Genomic DNA, 17,282 nt, shown 5'->3' with positions numbered 1-17,282 from the left:
TCTTTCTGATTTGATGTACCACACCAAACAGAAAAACGGAGGTTATTTTTATGCCAGACAAGGTTTACCGCACGGCGATCTACTGCCGTCTGTCCCGTGAGGATGGAGACAAAGTAGAAAGCAACTCCATCGCCAGCCAGAGAGCCATCTGCGAGGACTATATCGCAAGACATGAGGATTTGGAGCTTGTCTGTGAGCCGTTTGTGGATGACGGTTACAGCGGCGTTTCCTTCAATCGTCCTCAGTTCGAAAAGCTGGAAGAGGCAATCCGCAAGGGTGCGCTTGACTGCATTGTAGTCAAGGATCTCAGCCGCTTCTCAAGAAACTACATCGACGGCGGACGTTACATTGAGAAGATATTCCCGCAGCTCGGCATACGCTTCATCGCAATCAATGATGCGTATGACAGTCTGACCGGTGATCCGCAATCCGACTCCTTTGTTATCCCGTTCAAAAACTTGATTAACGATTCTTACTGCAAGGACATCTCCATGAAAATCCGAAGCAGTCTGGAAGTCAAGCAGAAGAGCGGTGAGTTCGTCGGTTCGTTCGCCCCTTACGGCTACATGAAATCGCCGGAGAACAAAAACCAGCTCATCGTGGATGAAGCGGTCAGCGAATATGTGCAGATGATCTTTTCCATGTACAAGGACGGCTTCTCCATTGGGCGCATTGCAAAGCGTCTGAACCAGATGGGCGTCCTGTCCCCAATGGAATACAAGCATTCCGCCGGTGTAAAGTTCGATACCGTCTTCAAAACCGGCGATACCGCAAAATGGACATACAAAGCCGTCCAGCGTATTCTCACCAACGAGGTTTATATCGGCGTTCTGGCGCAAGGCAAGCGCGGCACTCCCAACTACAAAGTCCGCGTTGTGAAAAGCAAGGATGAATCCGAGTGGGTCAAGGTAGAAAATGCGCATGAAGCTCTTGTGTCCTACGAGGACTTCATGGCAGTCAAGGTCATGATGCAGCGGGATATGCGCTGTTCGCCCGATCAGGACGAAGCGCATCTGTTTTCCGGCTTCCTGTTCTGCGGAGACTGTCAGCAGCCAATGATCCGCAAGACCGTCCCGTCGAAGACGAAAAAGTATATCTACTACGTCTGCTCCACCAATAAGCACACCCGGACGTGCAGCCCGCACAGCATCGCCGCAAAAGAGGTTGAAGAGAAGGTCTTCCGTGCCATTCATGACCAGATCGAGCTTGTCATCAATCTGGAACACGCGCTTGCGATGATAGAACGGCTTCCGTCTCAGAGCCGTAAGGCTTTCAATTACGAAGCTCAGATCGCCAAAATCGAGGAAGAGATTGAACGGTACCAAAAGCTCAAGCTGGGGCTTTACGAGAACTTCATCGGCGGCGTCATTGATAAATCGGAATACTTCGAGTTCCGCAGCAGCTACACCAAAATCATTGAGGACAAACAGGAGGCACTTCTGCGGGTCAAAAAAGAAATGAAGCAGACGGTGACAACCGGCACGACCGAACGGAACTGGGTAACGCTTTTCAAGCAGTATGAAAACGTCGAAGAACTGAACCGCCGTGTGCTGATGTCCCTTGTTGACCGCATTCTGATTCACGAAAACCATGCAATCGAAATCGTCTTCAAATACAGGGACGAATACCAGCAGACGATTGAATACGTTCTCGGCTATGCCGATGAACTGGATATTGCCGTATAAAGGAGGGATGAGCAAATGGCAAGAAAAAGCAGAAAGCAAATTGCAGTCGAAGAGCCGGTTATCGAATCTGTTTCTTCCGAGGTCTTCTCAACAGCCATCTATGCCCGTCTTTCCGTTGAAAACAGCGGCAAGTCCGAAAAGGTGGATGTCATCGCAAATCAGATTGAGATTTGCAAGTCCTACATTGCAGAGCGGCCCTACCTGAATCTGATAGATACCTATGTGGACAACGGACGAACAGGAACGGTTTTTGATAGACCGGAGTTCAACCGGCTGATGAACGACATCCGCACCGGCAGGATCAAGTGCCTTGTAGTTCGTGATCTCAGCCGGTTCGGGCGTGACTACATCGAGGCTGGAACCTATCTGGAACGGGTCTTTCCGCAGATCGGGCTTCGGTTTATCGCCATCAAAGAGAACTACGACAACTTTGATACGGACGGCTCCGGCGAAAGCCTCATTATCCCTCTGCAAAACATGATCAACACCCTTTACTCGAAGGACATCTCCCGCAAGGTTTCTACTGCGCTCAAAGCACAGATGGAAAGTGGAGAGTTCAAGAAGCGCAATCTCCCGTATGGTTATCGCTGGGATGAAGAACACAGCAATATGGTTTTCGATGAAGAAACCGCACCGATTGTCCGGAAGATTTTCCAATGGAAAATTGAAGGACTGTCCCTTCCTGCGATTGCAGACCGGCTTGATGCAATGAACGCGCCCAATCCGGAGTTTCAGAAGTATCAGGTCGGCGTCCGCACAGGCAATGCTACGGCAAAGAAGATTTGGAACAAGTCTTCACTGACTACCATTCTGGATAATCCCCATTACGTCGGAGATACCGTTCTCGGACGGACGCTGAACGCCATCTACAAGGGCGTCAAGAATCAGCACATTGACCGTGAGGAATGGATTGTTTTTCCCAATACTCACGAGGCGATTATCTCCCGTGAGGACTTCCAGAAGGTACGAGAAATGCGGAACGCTGCTGCAAGGACAAGGGTTGAGAAGATGGAGCGCACGGAAGAAATCCGCGCTACGCTGATCAATCTCTTTGAAGGCAAAATCGTCTGCGCAGACTGCGGCAAAAAGCTCTACTTCCATCGCAAGCGCGTTGACAAGCGCAAGGACGGCGCATGGTACGCCTTCTATGAGTGCAGTTCATCCGTCAAGCGCGGCAATCTCTGTACGCCACACTATACGCGGCAGGACAAACTCGAAGCCGATGTGCTTGCGGCGATTCAGCTTCAAGTCAAGGCGGCTCTCAATTACGACAAGCTGCTTGCCAAACTGAGAAACAGCGAAGGTGAACGCAGCATCCGAGATCAGCAGAATGCGCTCATTACAAGCCTGAATCTGAAACTCAGCGGTATTTCCAAGAAGCGTACCCGTCTCTATGAGGACTTCACGGAAGGCGTTCTCGATGAAGAGGAATACGCCTTTGCCAAGAAAGCCTACGATGAGCAGTATGTCGATCTTTCACGGCGGTTGGATGAAGCGGTTCAGCGGAAGGTAAAGTTTGCCGAGGCAATGTCCGAGGACAATAAGTGGCTCACGCTGATGAAATCTGCCAGCGGCGCAGCAAAACTCTCTCAGGAGTTAGTTGACGAGTCCGTAGAGCTTGTGAAAGTCCATGAGGACGGCTCAATCGAGCTGGTCATGAAATACGGCGATATTTACGCTCTGACCGTTCAGAGTATCAAGGAAGTACAGGAGGCGATGTAAATGAGCAAGGAATACAACATCGGCATCTACATCCGCCTCTCAATGGCTGATGAAGATACCGGCTATGGCAGCAAGGCGGAAAGTGACAGCATCGGCAACCAGCGTATGCTCATCAATCGCTTTCTCGACAATCATCCGGAGTTGTCTCACTGTCAGCGGTCTGAGTTTGCGGATGACGGTTATACCGGCACGAACTTTCACCGTCCTCAGTTCACGCAGATGATGGAGAAGGTCAAGCGCGGCGAAATCGATCTGATCTGCGTCAAAGACTTTTCCCGCTTTTCTCGTGACTACATTGAAACGGGAAACTATCTGGAATGCACTTTTCCATTCATGGGCGTCCGCTTTATTTCCATCAACGACGGCTATGACAGCGACGATTACAAAGGCACAACGGGCGGTCTGGAAGTGGTTATGCGCAGCATCATCTACGCCGCATACAGCAAAGACCTTTCCGTAAAGACCACATCGGCAAAAATCCAGATGATGAAGCAGGGCAAGTATGTCGGTGGCTACGCCCCATACGGCTACGTCCTGCATCCCACCATTCGGAACAAACTTGCCGTAGACCCGGAGGCGGCTGATGTGATCCGTCGTATTTTCCGCGAGGCACTGGAAGGCAGCAACACCTCTCAGATCGCCCGCAGCCTGAATGATGAAGGCATCCCGACGCCGGGGCAATACTTCAAGAGCAAGCATCCCGACAAGAAGAAGTTCAGTAACATGAGCGAGAAAATCAGTTGGGAAACCGTGATGGTCTATAACATTCTCAAGAACCTTGTTTACACCGGAACACTGGTCAGCCGCAAAATGAAGTCCTGCGGTGTCGGCTCAAAAAAGCGTGTTGTCAATGAGCCGATTATCGTAGAAGGAACGCATGAAGCTATTATCAGCAAGGAAGACTTTGAGCTTGCTCAGAAGGTCATTCGAGGCGGAGGACGGAATCCCACGCGCAAGCAGCATGACTATCCGCTCAAGGGACTCGTCCGCTGCGGTAACTGTAAACGTGCTATGACACGCCGAAAGAACAAGGCTGGCATTCGATACTTCCAGTGCATTCACTCGGTCAACAACGGAAACACAGACTGTCCGGTTGGCAGGAGCTTTCCGGAAATGGATATTGAGAAGGTTGTCTTCCATGCCCTTACTCAGTTTCTTGCTTTGGCACAGAAGGAAGCAATACAGAACCGCGAAGTCGGTGATCTGCGGAAATCTGCCATCAAGGAATGTGCTGATAAAATCCGCACTCTGCAAAAGCAGAACGAGCAGCACAAGGCGTCCAAACTGAGGCTCTACGAGAAGTATGCAGCCGGAAGCATCACGAAGGAGGCGTACATTCAGCAGAAGGCGGCAGCGGATGTGAAGATTGCTGAAAACGATGGAGCAATCCAGCGCAGTCACGAGCGGATGAAGGAGCTTGACTCCGAGACCGCCTGTTCAGATGAAAAGCTGGATGCGGTCTGCGAACAGTACGCCGACTGCAAAGCTCTGACCTATGAGCTGACCCACGCATTCATTTCTGCGGTCTACATTTACGATCTTGACAACATAGAAATCGTCTGGAAGGTCAAGGACTTCCTCACTACCTCAGAAGGAGAAACCAAATGAAAGTATTTCTTTATATCCGCGTTGCCTGTGCGGATCAGCTTGCGGCAGCAGACCAGCGGGAAGAGCTGGAACGCTATGCGAAGGACAAAGGCTATGAGGTGGCTGCTGCTGTGGCGGCAGACGGCATCTCCGGCGTCCATACGGAAGGTATCATGAACTTCCTGCTGAATGAAGCAAAGCGTCAGGACATCGGTACGATCCTCACCCGCGACACCTCGCGAATCAGCCGGGACACTTCCTCTTTCATGAGGTTTGAGCGAAAGTTCCGGGAGAACGGCATCCGGTTCGAGTATCTGTCCAAGCCTGACAACGAGCTTCCGGTCACTCCGATGATGGAGGCGTTTGAAGCGGCGTATAAGAAACGTCGCACAAAGAACGGCAAAAGAGCATAGAGAAACGCAAGCCGTTCACGGGTGGTTGTCCACCTATGAACGGCTTGTAAATTCTCAAAATTTTTTTAGTCCCTACTTGACACAAGAAGACATGAGCCGGTTAGGGCGAAACTACTTGCAGGTAGGGTTTTACACGGAAATGCTGTTCCCTCAAAAGGGTGTGCGTTTTATCGCTGTCAACGATAATGTGGACAGTGCCAGCGAGGGCATGGACAACGATTTTACCCCGCTGCGAAATCTGTTCAATGAATGGCTGGTGAGAGATACGAGCAAGAAAATCAAGGCAGTGAAAAAGTCAAAAGGCATGAGCGGCAAGCCTGTTACCAGCAAGCCGGTTTACGGCTATGTGATGGACGAGGACGAGAATTTTATTATAGACGAGGAAGCCGCCCCGGTGGTGCAGCAGATTTACCAGCTTTGCCTTGCCGGGAACGGCCCGACCAAGATTGCCCGTATGCTGACGGAGCAGCAAATCCCCACGCCGGGGACGCTGGAATATCAGCGGACAGGCAGCACCCGCCGTTATCACCCAGGCTATGAGTGCAAATGGGCGACCAACACCGTCGTTCATATCCTCGAAAACCGAGAGTACACCGGATGTCTGGTGAACTTCAAAACGGAAAAGCCTTCTTATAAGGTCAAGCACAGCATAGAGAACCCCGTCGAGAAGCAGGCCATTTTCGAGAACCACCATGAGCCGATCATCGACAAGGAAACATGGGAACGGGTGCAGGAGTTACGCAAACAGCGCAAACGCCCGAACCGCTACGATGAAGTGGGGCTGTTCTCCGGGATTTTGTTCTGCGCCGACTGCGGCCATGTGCTGTATCAGCAGCGGTATCAGAACAAAGACCGCAAACAGGACTGCTACATCTGCGGCAGCTACAAGAAGCGCACCCGCAACTGTACGGCGCACTTTATCCGCACCGATCTGTTGACCGCTGGTGTCCTGGCAAATCTCCGGCAAGTGACCGAATACGCAGCCAAGCATGAGAGCCGGTTTGTGAAACTACTTGTCCAGCAGAACGAGATCGGCGGCAAGCGAAAGACCGCCGCAGCCATCAAGCAGCTTGAACAGGCGCAGGAACGCATTTCTGAAATCAGCCGCATTATCAAGCGGCTGTATGAGGACAATGTAAACGGCAAAATCAGCGATGAGCGTTTCATGGAACTGTCGGCTGACTACGAAGCCGAGCAAGCGGAGCTGAAAAAGAGAGCCGCCGCCCTGCAAGCCGAACTGGACAAGTCACAGGCAGCTACCGTCAACGCCGAGAAATTTATGGGCATTGTCCGCAAGCACCTTGCCTTTGAAGAACTGACCCCCACTCTCTTGCGGGAAATGATCGAGAAAATTGTGGTGCATGAGTGCAGCTATGATGAGAACGGCACCCGCAGGCAGGACATTGAGATTTATTACAGCTTTGTCGGCAAGATTGACTTGCCCGAATAACCGCCCGACCTATCCGACACAATGGCCAAGTGTCGGATAGGAACGGCAAAATTTTTTGCACTTCTATTGCTTCTTTATCACACATAAGCAAAGTCACAGGGAATGAAACAGTTGATGGCGGGCGGCGGTGTCGCTCTGATCGGAACCATGCTGGTTCCGCTGCTTTCCGGATTGTTTGGCTAAACAGAAAAAGGAGGTAATCGCCTTTGGACAGCATACTCCAACAGATCACAGATTGGCTGAAAGAAATGCTTATTAGTGCCATTATGGGAAATCTGTCGGGGATGTTTGAGTCCGTCAACAATCAGGTTGGCGAGATAGCAACCTCCGTTGGCAGAACTCCGGAGAGCTTCTCTCCGGAGATTTTTGCTATGGTTCGCAACATCTCCGAATCGGTAATTATTCCTATAGCAGGCTTGATTTTAACATTCATAGCCTGTTATGAGCTGATTCAGCTGATAATTGACCACAACAATCTTGCTAATTTTGAAACCTGGATTTTCTTCAAATGGGTTTTTAAGACCTTTGTTGCGGTCATGCTCATCACCAACACGTTCAATATTACAATGGCGGTTTTCGATGTAGCGCAGCACGTTGTAAATGCCAGTGGCGGCATTATAGCCGGTAACACAGCCATAGACGCTTCTGGATTGGAAGCGCTGGAAGAAACACTTCAGGGAATGGACTTAGGTCCGCTGATTGGCTTGTTGCTGCAATCTTTTGTTGTGCAGATCACGATGTCTGCCCTTGCCATTATCATTTTTGTCATTGTTTATGGCAGAATGATTGAAATCTATTTAATGGTGAGCCTTGCACCCATTCCGTTCTCGACTTTTGCAAATCGTGAACAAAATCAGATCGGGCAGAACTATCTGCGCTCTTTATTTGCTCTCGGTTTTCAGGGCTTTTTAATCATCATCTGTGTTGGCATTTATGCGGTACTGGTACAGTCCCTCGCATTTACAGATGATATTATTGCGGATATTTGGGGGATCATGGGCTACACCGTATTGCTCTGCTTTACCCTGTTTAAGACAGGAACGCTTGCAAAGAGCGTATTCAATGCACACTAACAGAGAGGAGGTGTTTGTTTGGCAGCATATATCCCTGTCCCTCGTGACCTGACGAGGGTAAAATCCAAGGTGTTCTTTAACCTGACAAAACGACAGCTCATTTGCTTTGGAGCAGCGGCGCTCATCGGAGTGCCGTTTTTCTTTTTGCTCAAATCTTCTGGCAATGTCAGTCTGGCAGCATTGGGCATGATTATCGTCATGCTTCCGTTGTTCTTCCTGGCAATGTACGAAAAAGACGGGCAGCCGCTTGAGGTTATCGCACACCACTTTATTCAGGCGAAGTTTGTTCGCCCCAAAATCCGACCATATCAGACCGACAACTACTATGACGTACTGCTTCGTCAGTACCAACTCGAAAAGGAGGTAGAACGCATTGTTTTTCCAGAAGAAAAACCAGGCAAGAGAAATAAAAATGCCCGCCCATCTCAATCGGAAACAGCAGAGAGAAATTAAAGCTGTTGTCGAACGAGCAAAAAAAGATAACGGGATTCCGCAGACTGCCCAGCAGTCTATCCCGTTTCAGAGAATGTTCCCGGATGGGATTTGTCGTGTGACAGACAATTATTACACCAAAACCATTCAGTTCCAAGACATCAACTACCAGCTGGCACAGCAGGAGGACAAAACTGCCATTTTCGATGAATGGTGCAGCTTCCTGAATTTCTTTGACAGTTCCATTCACTTTGAGTTGTCCTTTATGAACATGGGGACTGATGCGGAGAGCTTTGAAAAAAGTGTCCGTATCCCATTCAAAAAGGACGAGTTCAATCCTGTTCGTGCGGAGTACAGCCAGATGCTGAAGAAGCAGCTGGCTCAGGGAAATAACGGCTTGACCAAAACAAAATATTTGACCTTCGGTATTGAAGCAGAATCTATGCGTCAGGCAAAGCCGAGACTGGCTCATATTGAAAATGACCTTCTCAATAATTTCCGCCGTTTGGGTGTCATTGCAACTCCGATGGATGGTAAAGAGCGGCTGCGCCTGATGCACGCTATGTTCCACATGGGGGACGATGATAAGTTCTTCTTTGATTGGAAGTGGCTGGTAGAATCCGGGCTTTCCGTAAAGGACTTCATCGCCCCTACCGCCTTTGCGTTCAAAGGAAACCGCACTTTTCAGATGGGCAGTCTGCATGGCTCCATGTCCTTTCTATCTATTACGGCATCCGATCTCAGTGACCGGATGCTGGCAGATTTTCTGGATATGGAATCCAGTCAGATTGTCACCATGCATATTCAGTCGGTAGACCAGACCGCTGCTATCAAAACCATTAAGCGCACCATCACAGAGCTTGACCGCAGTAAGATTGAGGAGCAGAAAAAGGCAGTTCGTGCCGGATATGATATGGACATCATTCCGAGTGACCTTGCTACCTATGGCAGGGATGCCAAGGCACTGCTGAAGGAGCTGCAAAGCCAAAATGAGCGTATGTTCATGGTCACGTTCCTCATTATGAATACCGGACGCACTGAGCAGGAACTGGAAAACAACGTGTTTCAGGCACAGAGTATCGCTCAGAAGCACAACTGCAATCTGCGACGTCTGGATTTTCAGCAGGAGCAGGGACTGATGAGCAGCCTGCCCCTGGCGCAAAATTTGATTGAGATTCGCCGTGGACTGACTACCAGTTCTACGGCTATTTTTGTACCGTTCACTACACAGGAACTGTTCCAGAGCGGCGGCGAAACGCTCTATTATGGTCTGAACGCACTTTCCAACAACCTAATTATGGTGGACAGAAAGAAACTCAAAAATCCAAACGGACTGATTCTGGGTACTCCCGGTTCCGGTAAGTCCTTCAGTGCAAAACGAGAAATCACCAATGCCTTCCTGGTGACGGACGATGATGTCATTATCTGTGATCCCGAAGCGGAATATACCGCCCTAGTTCACAAGTTCCATGGACAGGTCGTGAAAATCAGTTCTTCCAGCACCAACTATATCAATCCAATGGATATTAACATCAATTATTCAGAGGACGACAATCCGGTGGCATTGAAAGCTGATTTTATCCTGTCCCTCTGTGAACTGATTGTAGGCAGTAAGGACGGATTGCAGCCGGTCGAAAAGACAGTTATTGACCGCTGTGTGCATCAAATTTATCAGCGGTATTTTGATGATCCCAAACCGGAAAATATGCCTATTCTGGAGGATTTGTACAATGCCCTTCTGAAACAGGAAGAAAAAGAAGCACACCATGTTGCGACTGCCTTGGAAATCTATGTTAAAGGTTCTCTGAAGGTGTTCAATCACCGAACCAATGTAGATATTCAGAACCGTCTGGTGTGTTACGACATTAAGGAACTGGGCAATCAGTTGAAAAAAATTGGGATGCTGGTTGTACAGGATCAGGTCTGGGGGCGTGTCACCCAAAACCGTAATGCAGGAAAATCTACTCGATATTATATCGACGAGTTCCACTTGCTGCTCAAAGAGGAACAGACAGCAACCTATTCCATTGAAATCTGGAAGCGATTCCGTAAATGGGGCGGTATTCCGACCGGCATCACCCAGAATGTAAAAGACCTGCTTCGCAGTCCGGAGATTGCCAACATCTTGGAAAATTCGGACTTCATCTATATGCTCAACCAGGCAAGCGAGGACAGAACCATTCTGGCTCAGCGCCTGAATATCTCTCCCCATCAGCTTTCCTATGTCACGAACTCCGGTGAGGGTGAAGGACTTTTGTTTTATGGCAACGTGATTCTTCCGTTTGTTGACCGATTCCCGAAGGACATTGAGCTGTACCGTATTATGACCACCAAATTGTCTGAGGTATCCAAAGAAAAGGAGGGGTAATAGATGGCGAAAAGACCTACCCGACTCCGTTTTACTGAGGATGATTTGTCCAGCGATGCGGTAAAAAAGGCTGCTGGGAAAGCGGAAAAAGCCGCAGCGAAGGCAGAAAAGGCAGTGGATAAAATCACTCCAAAGAAACACCGCAAGCTGCGGCAGGAAGCTGATGTTTCCGCTAGCAGGACTGCAAAACTTCGTTTTGGCAAGGCAAAGGCAGATGATATTCCCCCAAAGCCTTCCGGTATCAAACGAACGGCAACTCATGCACCGGTAGATACCCTGTCTGCGAATGTCCACAAATCTATCTCTCGATATGAAGATGATAATGTGGGCGTTCAGACAGCCCATCAGACAGAGCTTGGTGCGGAAACTGCTTACCATGTTGCCGATCATGCGGTTTACAGTCATAAACTGAAAGCCTATGACAAGGCAGAAAAGCTGGTGAGCAAATCAGATAAGGCAAATGTGAATGCACTGTTTGAAAAGTTCAAAAAGGACAATCCCAATGCTTCTTCCAATCCTCTTTCACGATGGCAGCAAAAGCATAACATCAAGAAAGAATATGCCGCAGCACGAGCCGGAAAAGGCGGAAAGGCTACGGCAAAGGGTGCAGAAAAGACTGCAAAAGGGGCAAAAAATCTGACACAGAAGATTACCGATTTTTGTGTATCACACAAGACAGCATTGCTCTGGGTTCTGGCAATAGGACTGTTATTCATGGTCATATCCGGAATGTTCTCCGCCTGCTCTACCATGTTCCAGGGAGGAACTCAGGTGGTGCTGGGGACTTCTTTTACTGCGGAAGATGAGGATATTCTGGGGGCAGATGAAGATTATACTGCTTTGGAAAATGATTTGCGAAGCCAGGTGGACAATATTGAGTCTACCCATCCGGGATACGACGAATACCGTTATGCTCTTGATGAAATCGGACACAACCCCTATGAACTGGCAGCTTATTTGACGGTTGTCTTTGAGGATTATACCCGTGAAGAAGTGCAGGCAACTTTGCAGCAACTTTTTGAACAGCAGTACGAACTGATTCTGGAAGAAGAAGTGGAAATCCGCACAAGAACAGAAACCAGAACCGGCACTCGAACGCACACTGACCCGGAAACCGGAGAGACTTGGGAAGAAGAATATGAATACGAGGTGGAAGTCGAATATGAATATTATATTCTCAATGTGACTTTGCGAAATTATGGTCTGGGGAGTGTGATTCGTTCATCCGGATTGAGCGCAGATCAGCTTGAGCGATACGAAGTGCTGCTGGAAACCTTGGGAAATCGCTCCTATTTGTTTGGTGAAGATATTTCCTCTGCTCCCGGAGGTGGTGGTGAATACACCGACTATGATATTCCAGGTGAAGCACTGACGGACACTGCCTTTGCCAACATGATACGGGAAGCTGAAAAATATCTCGGTTATCCGTATGTATGGGGTGGTTCCTCTCCTTCTACCAGTTTTGATTGCTCTGGGTTTGTCAGCTGGGTCATCAATAACTGTGGCAACGGTTGGAGCGTTGGCAGACAAACTGCGAACGGGCTTAAAAATCTCTGTGATATTATCCCACCTTCTGAAGCGAAACCAGGAGATCTGATTTTCTTTCAGGGAACCTACAACACATCGGGCGCTTCTCATGTGGGGATTTATGTGGGCAATGGAATGATGATTCACTGTGGTGATCCGATTTCTTATGCTTCCATCGAAACAAATTATTGGCAGCAACACTTTTACTGCTTTGGCAGAATCCCTTAAGCTGCCGGAAAGGAGAACTATGGGCGCAAAATTAGAAAGGCTTGGTGCTGAACTTGCAAAGGCACGAAAAAAGAAAGCAGAATGGGATTCCAGAGTAAAGGATTTGGAGCGCAGATACCGTGAGGAGGAAAACTCCGAGATTCACGAGATGGTACACGCTGCGAACCTGACCCCTGACCAACTTTCCGAACTTCTTAAAATGTTTGCGGAAGATTCCGCACCGAAGCCGGGAACGATTCAATCTGTAAAAGAGGAGGAAACTACACATGAAAATTAAATATCTGGGCGCTACCTGTATGGCGCTGCTTTTGAGCATCGGGATGTTTTCCACAACGGCATTTGCCTATGCTTCTGAGGCTCCTGCTGAAACTACGCAGGAGCAGACAGAAGAAACCGTACCGGAAACCAGTGAGCCGATGGAGCCGCTTACTCCGGATGGCAATATGACACTGGTGGACGATGAGGGGGAACACCCTTCTGCGGGGAAACAGTTTATCACCGTTGTAACAAAAACCGGCAATTATTTCTATCTCATTATCGACCGTGATGATGAAGGTAAAGAAACAGTTCACTTCCTGAACCAGGTAGACGAAGCTGATCTGATGAAACTGATGGATGAAGGAGAACTGGAGCAACTGAAACCTGTTGAGGAAACGACACCGACTCCTGAGCCGGAAACCAAACCTGAGCCTGACACTGAAGTTCAAGAGCCAGAGCCGGAGCCGGAAAAGAAACCCAATGTTCTTCCTGCTATTTTGACCATCCTTCTGCTTGCCGGCGGTGGTGGTTTCTTTGCTTTCAAAAAACTCAAGGGTAAGAAAGCAGAAAAAGCCCAGGAAAAGCCTGACCCGGATGCCGATTATGTAGATGATGAAGATTACGGGTATGAAGAATCCGATAGCCAGTCTCCCGATGAGGATGATGCAGAGTATTTGGATGAGGAAGATACCAACGAGCCGGTGTAAATGACCATCGGCGGACAGCCTTCAGGCTGTCTTACATAGCAGTCTTATATTTTGGTATATGGCTGCTTTTTTATTTTCCAGAAAGGAGCAGATGCAAATGAAATTAGTATTGGCTGAAAAGCCATCAGTGGCACAAAGTATTGCAAAGGTGCTGGGTGCGACAAAGCGTGAGGACGGATACTTGGAGGGAAACGGTTATGTGGTCAGCTGGTGTGTGGGGCATCTGGTGGAGCTGTCACAGCCGGAAGCCTATGACGAGAAATATAATAAATGGGCGTATGCAGACCTCCCTATTTTTCCGGATCAGTGGAAGTATCAGGTGTCTGCCAGCACCAAAAAGCAGTTTGGAATTCTCAAAAAACTGATGGCAAGAAAAGATGTAGAGAGCCTTGTGTGTGCGACAGATGCCGGACGTGAGGGTGAACTGATTTTCCGTCTGGTTTATCAGCAGGCTGGATGCCGAAAGCCCTTTGAAAGGCTCTGGATTTCCTCTATGGAGGATTCCGCTATCAGAGAGGGCTTTGAGCAGCTGAAACCGTCAACAGAATATGATGCTTTGTATGAAGCGGCATTATGCCGGGAGCGAGCCGACTGGTTGGTTGGAATTAACGCTACCCGGCTTTTTTCAACCCTTTATGGACAGACGTTGAATGTGGGACGGGTTATGACCCCTACTCTGGCAATGGTCGTGATGCGTGAAGCTGCAATCTCAGCTTTTAGACCGGAGCCTTTTTATACAGTAGAGCTGGCTTTTCAGGACTTCACTGCGTCTGGCGAGCGGATGAAGCAAAAAGTTCTTGCGGATGATGTTGCCCGGAAGTGTGTTGGTTCGGTTCTGAATGTCACAAAGGCAGAAAATAAGGAAAAATCTGAAAAGCCGCCTGCCCTGTATGATTTAACTTCTTTGCAGAGGGATGCAAACCGGGTGTTGGGATTCACAGCACAGCAGACACTGGACTATACCCAGAGTCTATACGAGAAAAAGCTGGTCACTTATCCCCGTACTGACAGCCGTTATCTGACAAGTGACATGAAGGATATGCTTCCGGAATTGATAAAGTCGCTTTTCAACATTTTCCCTGTGGAGGATGTGAAAAACGTTCCGGTTCATGCGGAGCAAGTGATCAACGATAAGAAAGTTTCTGACCACCACGCAATTATCCCCACCAAAGAAACTCTAAAATTCAGTCTGGAGGAACTGCCTAAAGGCGAACAGGCGATTCTTCGACTGATTGCAACCCGCCTGTTTTGTGCGGTCGGTGAGCCTTTCCGGTACAGTGAAAGCGTGATTGAACTTTCGGATGGAAATTATATTTTTTCTGCCAAGGGCAAAACAATAGTACAGCCTGGATGGAAAATTTTCTCTGGAAAACCTGCTGATAAGGATAAAGAGAGTGAGAAGCAGCTTCCTTCTCTTACAGTTGGTGAGGGCTTGAGTGTTCATTCCGCTGAGGTAAAAGAAGGAAAAACATCACCGCCCAAGCATTTTACAGAGGACACTCTTCTGCAAAGTATGGAAACTGCCGGTGCAGATGAAATGCCGGAAGATGCAGAGCGTAAGGGACTGGGGACACCGGCGACTCGTGCTGCCACGATTGAAAAGCTGGTACGAATCGGCTTTTTGGAACGTAAAGGTGATAAGAAAACCAAGCACCTGATTTCTACCCATAAAGGAACCGCACTTGTAACCGTGATGCCGGAACAGATTCAATCTCCATCCATGACCGCTGACTGGGAAGAAAAGCTGCTCATGATTGAGCGTAGAGAATATGACAGCAATGCTTTTCTGAAAGAAATTCAGGATATGATTTCTGCACTGGTGCAGACCTATGAAAAGGTAAAAGGGTCTGATGTGCTGATGGCAAAGGAAGTGCAGACGGTGGGGGTTTGCCCTGTCTGTGGCAGTTCCGTCATAGAACGGCAGAAAGGATTTTTCTGTTCCAAAAGAGAATGCCATTTCGCTCTATGGAAAAACAGCCGTTACTTCGAGAGCATCGGAAAAAGCCTGACATCAGCGGTGGCACAAAAGCTCCTGTCCAATGGAGAGGTTAAGCTCAAAGGATGTAAATCTGCTAAGACCGGCAGAATGTACGATGCAACCGTTGTGATGACAGTAACGGAGGAAGGTAAACCGCAGTTTAATATGAATTTTGAGAACGGAGGAAACAGTAAATGATGAATGAGTTTAATCCGGATGGCAAGGACATTCGGTTCATTGACAGCCATTACAGAGATTTGTTTCGCATCCCGGATGGCGGAACGATTCAGGTACACTACTCTGATGATTCGGTAGTCATTAAACCTTGCAAGTTTATTGATGAGTACCATACACAGATTGGAAACAATGTGTTCCATATCTGCCAGTTTGCAGAACTCCTGGAGCGTAACGGAAGCTATTGTCAGGCGGAGCCGGAAATCATGGGTGATGAAGCTGCATGGCAGGTTGGGCGAGATCAGTATCTTGCAATCCAGACCTGTGAAGATGGTTATGACTATACGCTATTTGATAAAGAATTTCATGAGATTGATGGCGGTCAGCTGGACAATCCAGAGCTGTCTATGCTGGAAGCACGAGCTGAAATTCTGGCTGGATTTGGACTTCAGATGAGAGAACTGCGAGTACAAGTATATGAAGAAGTCATGGAAAAAGCAGAGGCTGTTGAAGCTGTAAATGCTGCTTTGCTTGACCTGGCAAAACAAATTGACCAGTTCTCTGATGAGTACGATCACTATGAATATGCTGACAGAGTTGATGATAAAAAGAGCAACATTGTTCAGATTTATCATGATCTCACAAATGGAAACGCTGCTCCGTACCGGGATTTTTTAGAACAGGTTATTGAAGATTCGGATGAAATTTCTGTGGTACAGACAGCAACACAGTTAAAGAATGAGTTGGATAAGGCGGTTTCTCGACCTAAAGAATCCGTGATTGACCAGTTAAAGCAGATTTCGGGACAGACAACACCATCGAAAATGTCGCACAGCTTCAAGGAACCCGAAAGATAAGGAGGATAATCTATGTCACAGGAAAAGATTGAACGTTGGAATGAAGTCGATGGCAATCTCGGTAATGAGGAAAAGATGCAAGCGTTTCTGGACAGCACCACGGATGCGTATGCGATTTTGCAGCTGCGCCGTACAGACGAAACCGTTTATGAACGCTTTGAATCCTATGAAGCCCTGAAACGTCAGGGAAAAGAGCCGGACATTGACCATTATGATGTGGTCTATATGGCTCCGCTCTCCTCTTATACTGACCAGACTGCCATGCTGGAAGGACTGTACACGAAGTTTAATGTGGATCGTCCAGAGGATTTCCGGGGACACAGCCTGTCCGTTAGCGACATCGTGGCACTGAAAACCGATGCTGTGGTATCTTTTCACTATGTGGATTCTATCGGCTTTCAGGAGCTTCAGGGCTTTATGAAGCTGGAGAACTACCTGAAAAATGCAGAGATGGCGATGGAGGACGATTATGGGATGCTGGATGGCGTTATCAATAATGGCAAAGCACCTGCCACGGAAGAACGTTCTTCTGTCCTGGCACAGCTGAAAGAACAGCCTGTTCTGGATAGTCCCCATAAACCGCCCAAAGCTCACTCAGAGAGGGAGATGGAATGATGGATTTAACCATTGATGAAAAAATGCTGATACTCTTATACAGTCCAGGAACCAGAATGGGGCTGTATGGAGCATTGCAGCAAATGAAAGAACAGCTTGAGGAGGATGAAACAGAACTTTTGGATTTGACCAATTCTGTTTTGCAGAAATTATCGGATATGGATGATGAAACCTTTGAAAAGCTGAATCTTTCTCTGGATTTATGAAG

General features: G+C 48.3%; 15 protein-coding genes and 1 pseudogene. All 16 read left to right on the top strand.

Translation table 11 applies throughout. The features are described 5' to 3' along the window. Positions 1 to 50 precede the first annotated feature (50 nt). Positions 51 to 1,685, top strand: a complete 1,635-nt coding sequence (locus BQ5375_RS04440; protein WP_076917482.1) for a recombinase family protein — start codon at positions 51 to 53, stop codon at positions 1,683 to 1,685. Between the two features lie 15 nt (positions 1,686 to 1,700). After that, positions 1,701 to 3,407, top strand: a complete 1,707-nt coding sequence (locus BQ5375_RS04435; protein WP_076917481.1) for a recombinase family protein — start codon at positions 1,701 to 1,703, stop codon at positions 3,405 to 3,407. After that, complete coding sequence (locus BQ5375_RS04430; RefSeq protein WP_076917480.1) at positions 3,408 to 5,015, top strand: recombinase family protein; 1,608 nt, start codon at positions 3,408 to 3,410, stop codon at positions 5,013 to 5,015. Next, positions 5,012 to 5,407, top strand: a complete 396-nt coding sequence (locus tag BQ5375_RS04425; RefSeq protein ID WP_005934733.1) for a recombinase family protein — start codon at positions 5,012 to 5,014, stop codon at positions 5,405 to 5,407. Before BQ5375_RS04430 ends, BQ5375_RS04425 begins: the two co-directional genes overlap by 4 nt. Before the next feature lie 25 nt (positions 5,408 to 5,432). After that, entirely contained in the window at positions 5,433 to 6,857 is a 1,425-nt protein-coding gene (locus tag BQ5375_RS04420) for a recombinase family protein (protein ID WP_143529425.1), read from the top strand. Between the two features lie 87 nt (positions 6,858 to 6,944). Then, positions 6,945 to 7,040, top strand: a pseudogene (locus tag BQ5375_RS14620) (Maff2 family mobile element protein); the annotation flags it as partial. Between the two features lie 23 nt (positions 7,041 to 7,063). Continuing rightward, the gene (locus BQ5375_RS04410; RefSeq protein WP_055230815.1) at positions 7,064 to 7,930 is read left to right on the top strand and encodes a VirB6/TrbL-like conjugal transfer protein, CD1112 family; all 867 of its coding nucleotides are present in this window, start codon (positions 7,064 to 7,066) and stop codon (positions 7,928 to 7,930) included. Positions 7,931 to 7,948: 18 nt separating this feature from the next. Further along, positions 7,949 to 8,383, top strand: a complete 435-nt coding sequence (locus BQ5375_RS04405; RefSeq protein WP_076917479.1) for a PrgI family protein — start codon at positions 7,949 to 7,951, stop codon at positions 8,381 to 8,383. Then, positions 8,343 to 10,730 (top strand): VirB4-like conjugal transfer ATPase, CD1110 family, encoded by a 2,388-nt coding sequence (locus BQ5375_RS04400; RefSeq protein WP_076917478.1) that lies wholly within the window; start codon positions 8,343 to 8,345, stop codon positions 10,728 to 10,730. The genes BQ5375_RS04405 and BQ5375_RS04400 overlap by 41 nt, the downstream gene beginning before the upstream one ends. A 3-nt stretch (positions 10,731 to 10,733) precedes the next feature. Next, positions 10,734 to 12,485 carry a C40 family peptidase gene (locus BQ5375_RS04395; RefSeq protein WP_076917477.1) on the top strand — a complete coding sequence of 584 codons (1,752 nt, stop codon included), beginning with the start codon at positions 10,734 to 10,736 and terminating at the stop codon, positions 12,483 to 12,485. Between the two features lie 19 nt (positions 12,486 to 12,504). Next, positions 12,505 to 12,762 carry a DUF4315 family protein gene (locus tag BQ5375_RS04390; RefSeq protein ID WP_076917476.1) on the top strand — a complete coding sequence of 86 codons (258 nt, stop codon included), beginning with the start codon at positions 12,505 to 12,507 and terminating at the stop codon, positions 12,760 to 12,762. Then, complete coding sequence (locus BQ5375_RS04385) at positions 12,752 to 13,450, top strand: DUF4366 domain-containing protein (RefSeq protein WP_076917475.1); 699 nt, start codon at positions 12,752 to 12,754, stop codon at positions 13,448 to 13,450. Before BQ5375_RS04390 ends, BQ5375_RS04385 begins: the two co-directional genes overlap by 11 nt. 97 nt (positions 13,451 to 13,547) lie before the next feature. Next, positions 13,548 to 15,626, top strand: a complete 2,079-nt coding sequence (locus tag BQ5375_RS04380) for a DNA topoisomerase 3 (protein WP_076917474.1) — start codon at positions 13,548 to 13,550, stop codon at positions 15,624 to 15,626. Continuing rightward, on the top strand, positions 15,623 to 16,459 hold the full coding sequence (locus BQ5375_RS04375; protein ID WP_076917473.1) for an LPD16 domain-containing protein: 837 nt from the start codon (positions 15,623 to 15,625) through the stop codon (positions 16,457 to 16,459). Before BQ5375_RS04380 ends, BQ5375_RS04375 begins: the two co-directional genes overlap by 4 nt. Before the next feature lie 12 nt (positions 16,460 to 16,471). After that, entirely contained in the window at positions 16,472 to 17,074 is a 603-nt protein-coding gene (locus tag BQ5375_RS04370) for a YodL domain-containing protein (protein ID WP_076917472.1), read from the top strand. Then, entirely contained in the window at positions 17,071 to 17,280 is a 210-nt protein-coding gene (locus BQ5375_RS04365) for a transposon-transfer assisting family protein (RefSeq protein WP_076917471.1), read from the top strand. Before BQ5375_RS04370 ends, BQ5375_RS04365 begins: the two co-directional genes overlap by 4 nt. Positions 17,281 to 17,282: the final 2 nt, after the last annotated feature.

The organism is Negativibacillus massiliensis (assembly GCF_900148495.1).
Taxonomy (GTDB): domain Bacteria; phylum Bacillota; class Clostridia; order Oscillospirales; family Ruminococcaceae; genus Negativibacillus; species Negativibacillus massiliensis.
This window is presented reverse-complemented; position numbering and strand designations above follow the sequence as displayed.

Coding starts and splice junctions, on each gene's coding strand:
- BQ5375_RS04375 (WP_076917473.1), top strand. CDS start 15,623: ATGATGAATGAGTTTAATCCGGATGGCAAGGACATTCGGTTCATTGAC.
- BQ5375_RS04440 (WP_076917482.1), top strand. CDS start 51: ATGCCAGACAAGGTTTACCGCACGGCGATCTACTGCCGTCTGTCCCGT.
- BQ5375_RS04435 (WP_076917481.1), top strand. CDS start 1,701: ATGGCAAGAAAAAGCAGAAAGCAAATTGCAGTCGAAGAGCCGGTTATC.
- BQ5375_RS04390 (WP_076917476.1), top strand. CDS start 12,505: ATGGGCGCAAAATTAGAAAGGCTTGGTGCTGAACTTGCAAAGGCACGA.
- BQ5375_RS04365 (WP_076917471.1), top strand. CDS start 17,071: ATGATGGATTTAACCATTGATGAAAAAATGCTGATACTCTTATACAGT.
- BQ5375_RS04400 (WP_076917478.1), top strand. CDS start 8,343: ATGCCCGCCCATCTCAATCGGAAACAGCAGAGAGAAATTAAAGCTGTT.
- BQ5375_RS04370 (WP_076917472.1), top strand. CDS start 16,472: ATGTCACAGGAAAAGATTGAACGTTGGAATGAAGTCGATGGCAATCTC.
- BQ5375_RS04425 (WP_005934733.1), top strand. CDS start 5,012: ATGAAAGTATTTCTTTATATCCGCGTTGCCTGTGCGGATCAGCTTGCG.
- BQ5375_RS04385 (WP_076917475.1), top strand. CDS start 12,752: ATGAAAATTAAATATCTGGGCGCTACCTGTATGGCGCTGCTTTTGAGC.
- BQ5375_RS04395 (WP_076917477.1), top strand. CDS start 10,734: ATGGCGAAAAGACCTACCCGACTCCGTTTTACTGAGGATGATTTGTCC.
- BQ5375_RS04430 (WP_076917480.1), top strand. CDS start 3,408: ATGAGCAAGGAATACAACATCGGCATCTACATCCGCCTCTCAATGGCT.
- BQ5375_RS04380 (WP_076917474.1), top strand. CDS start 13,548: ATGAAATTAGTATTGGCTGAAAAGCCATCAGTGGCACAAAGTATTGCA.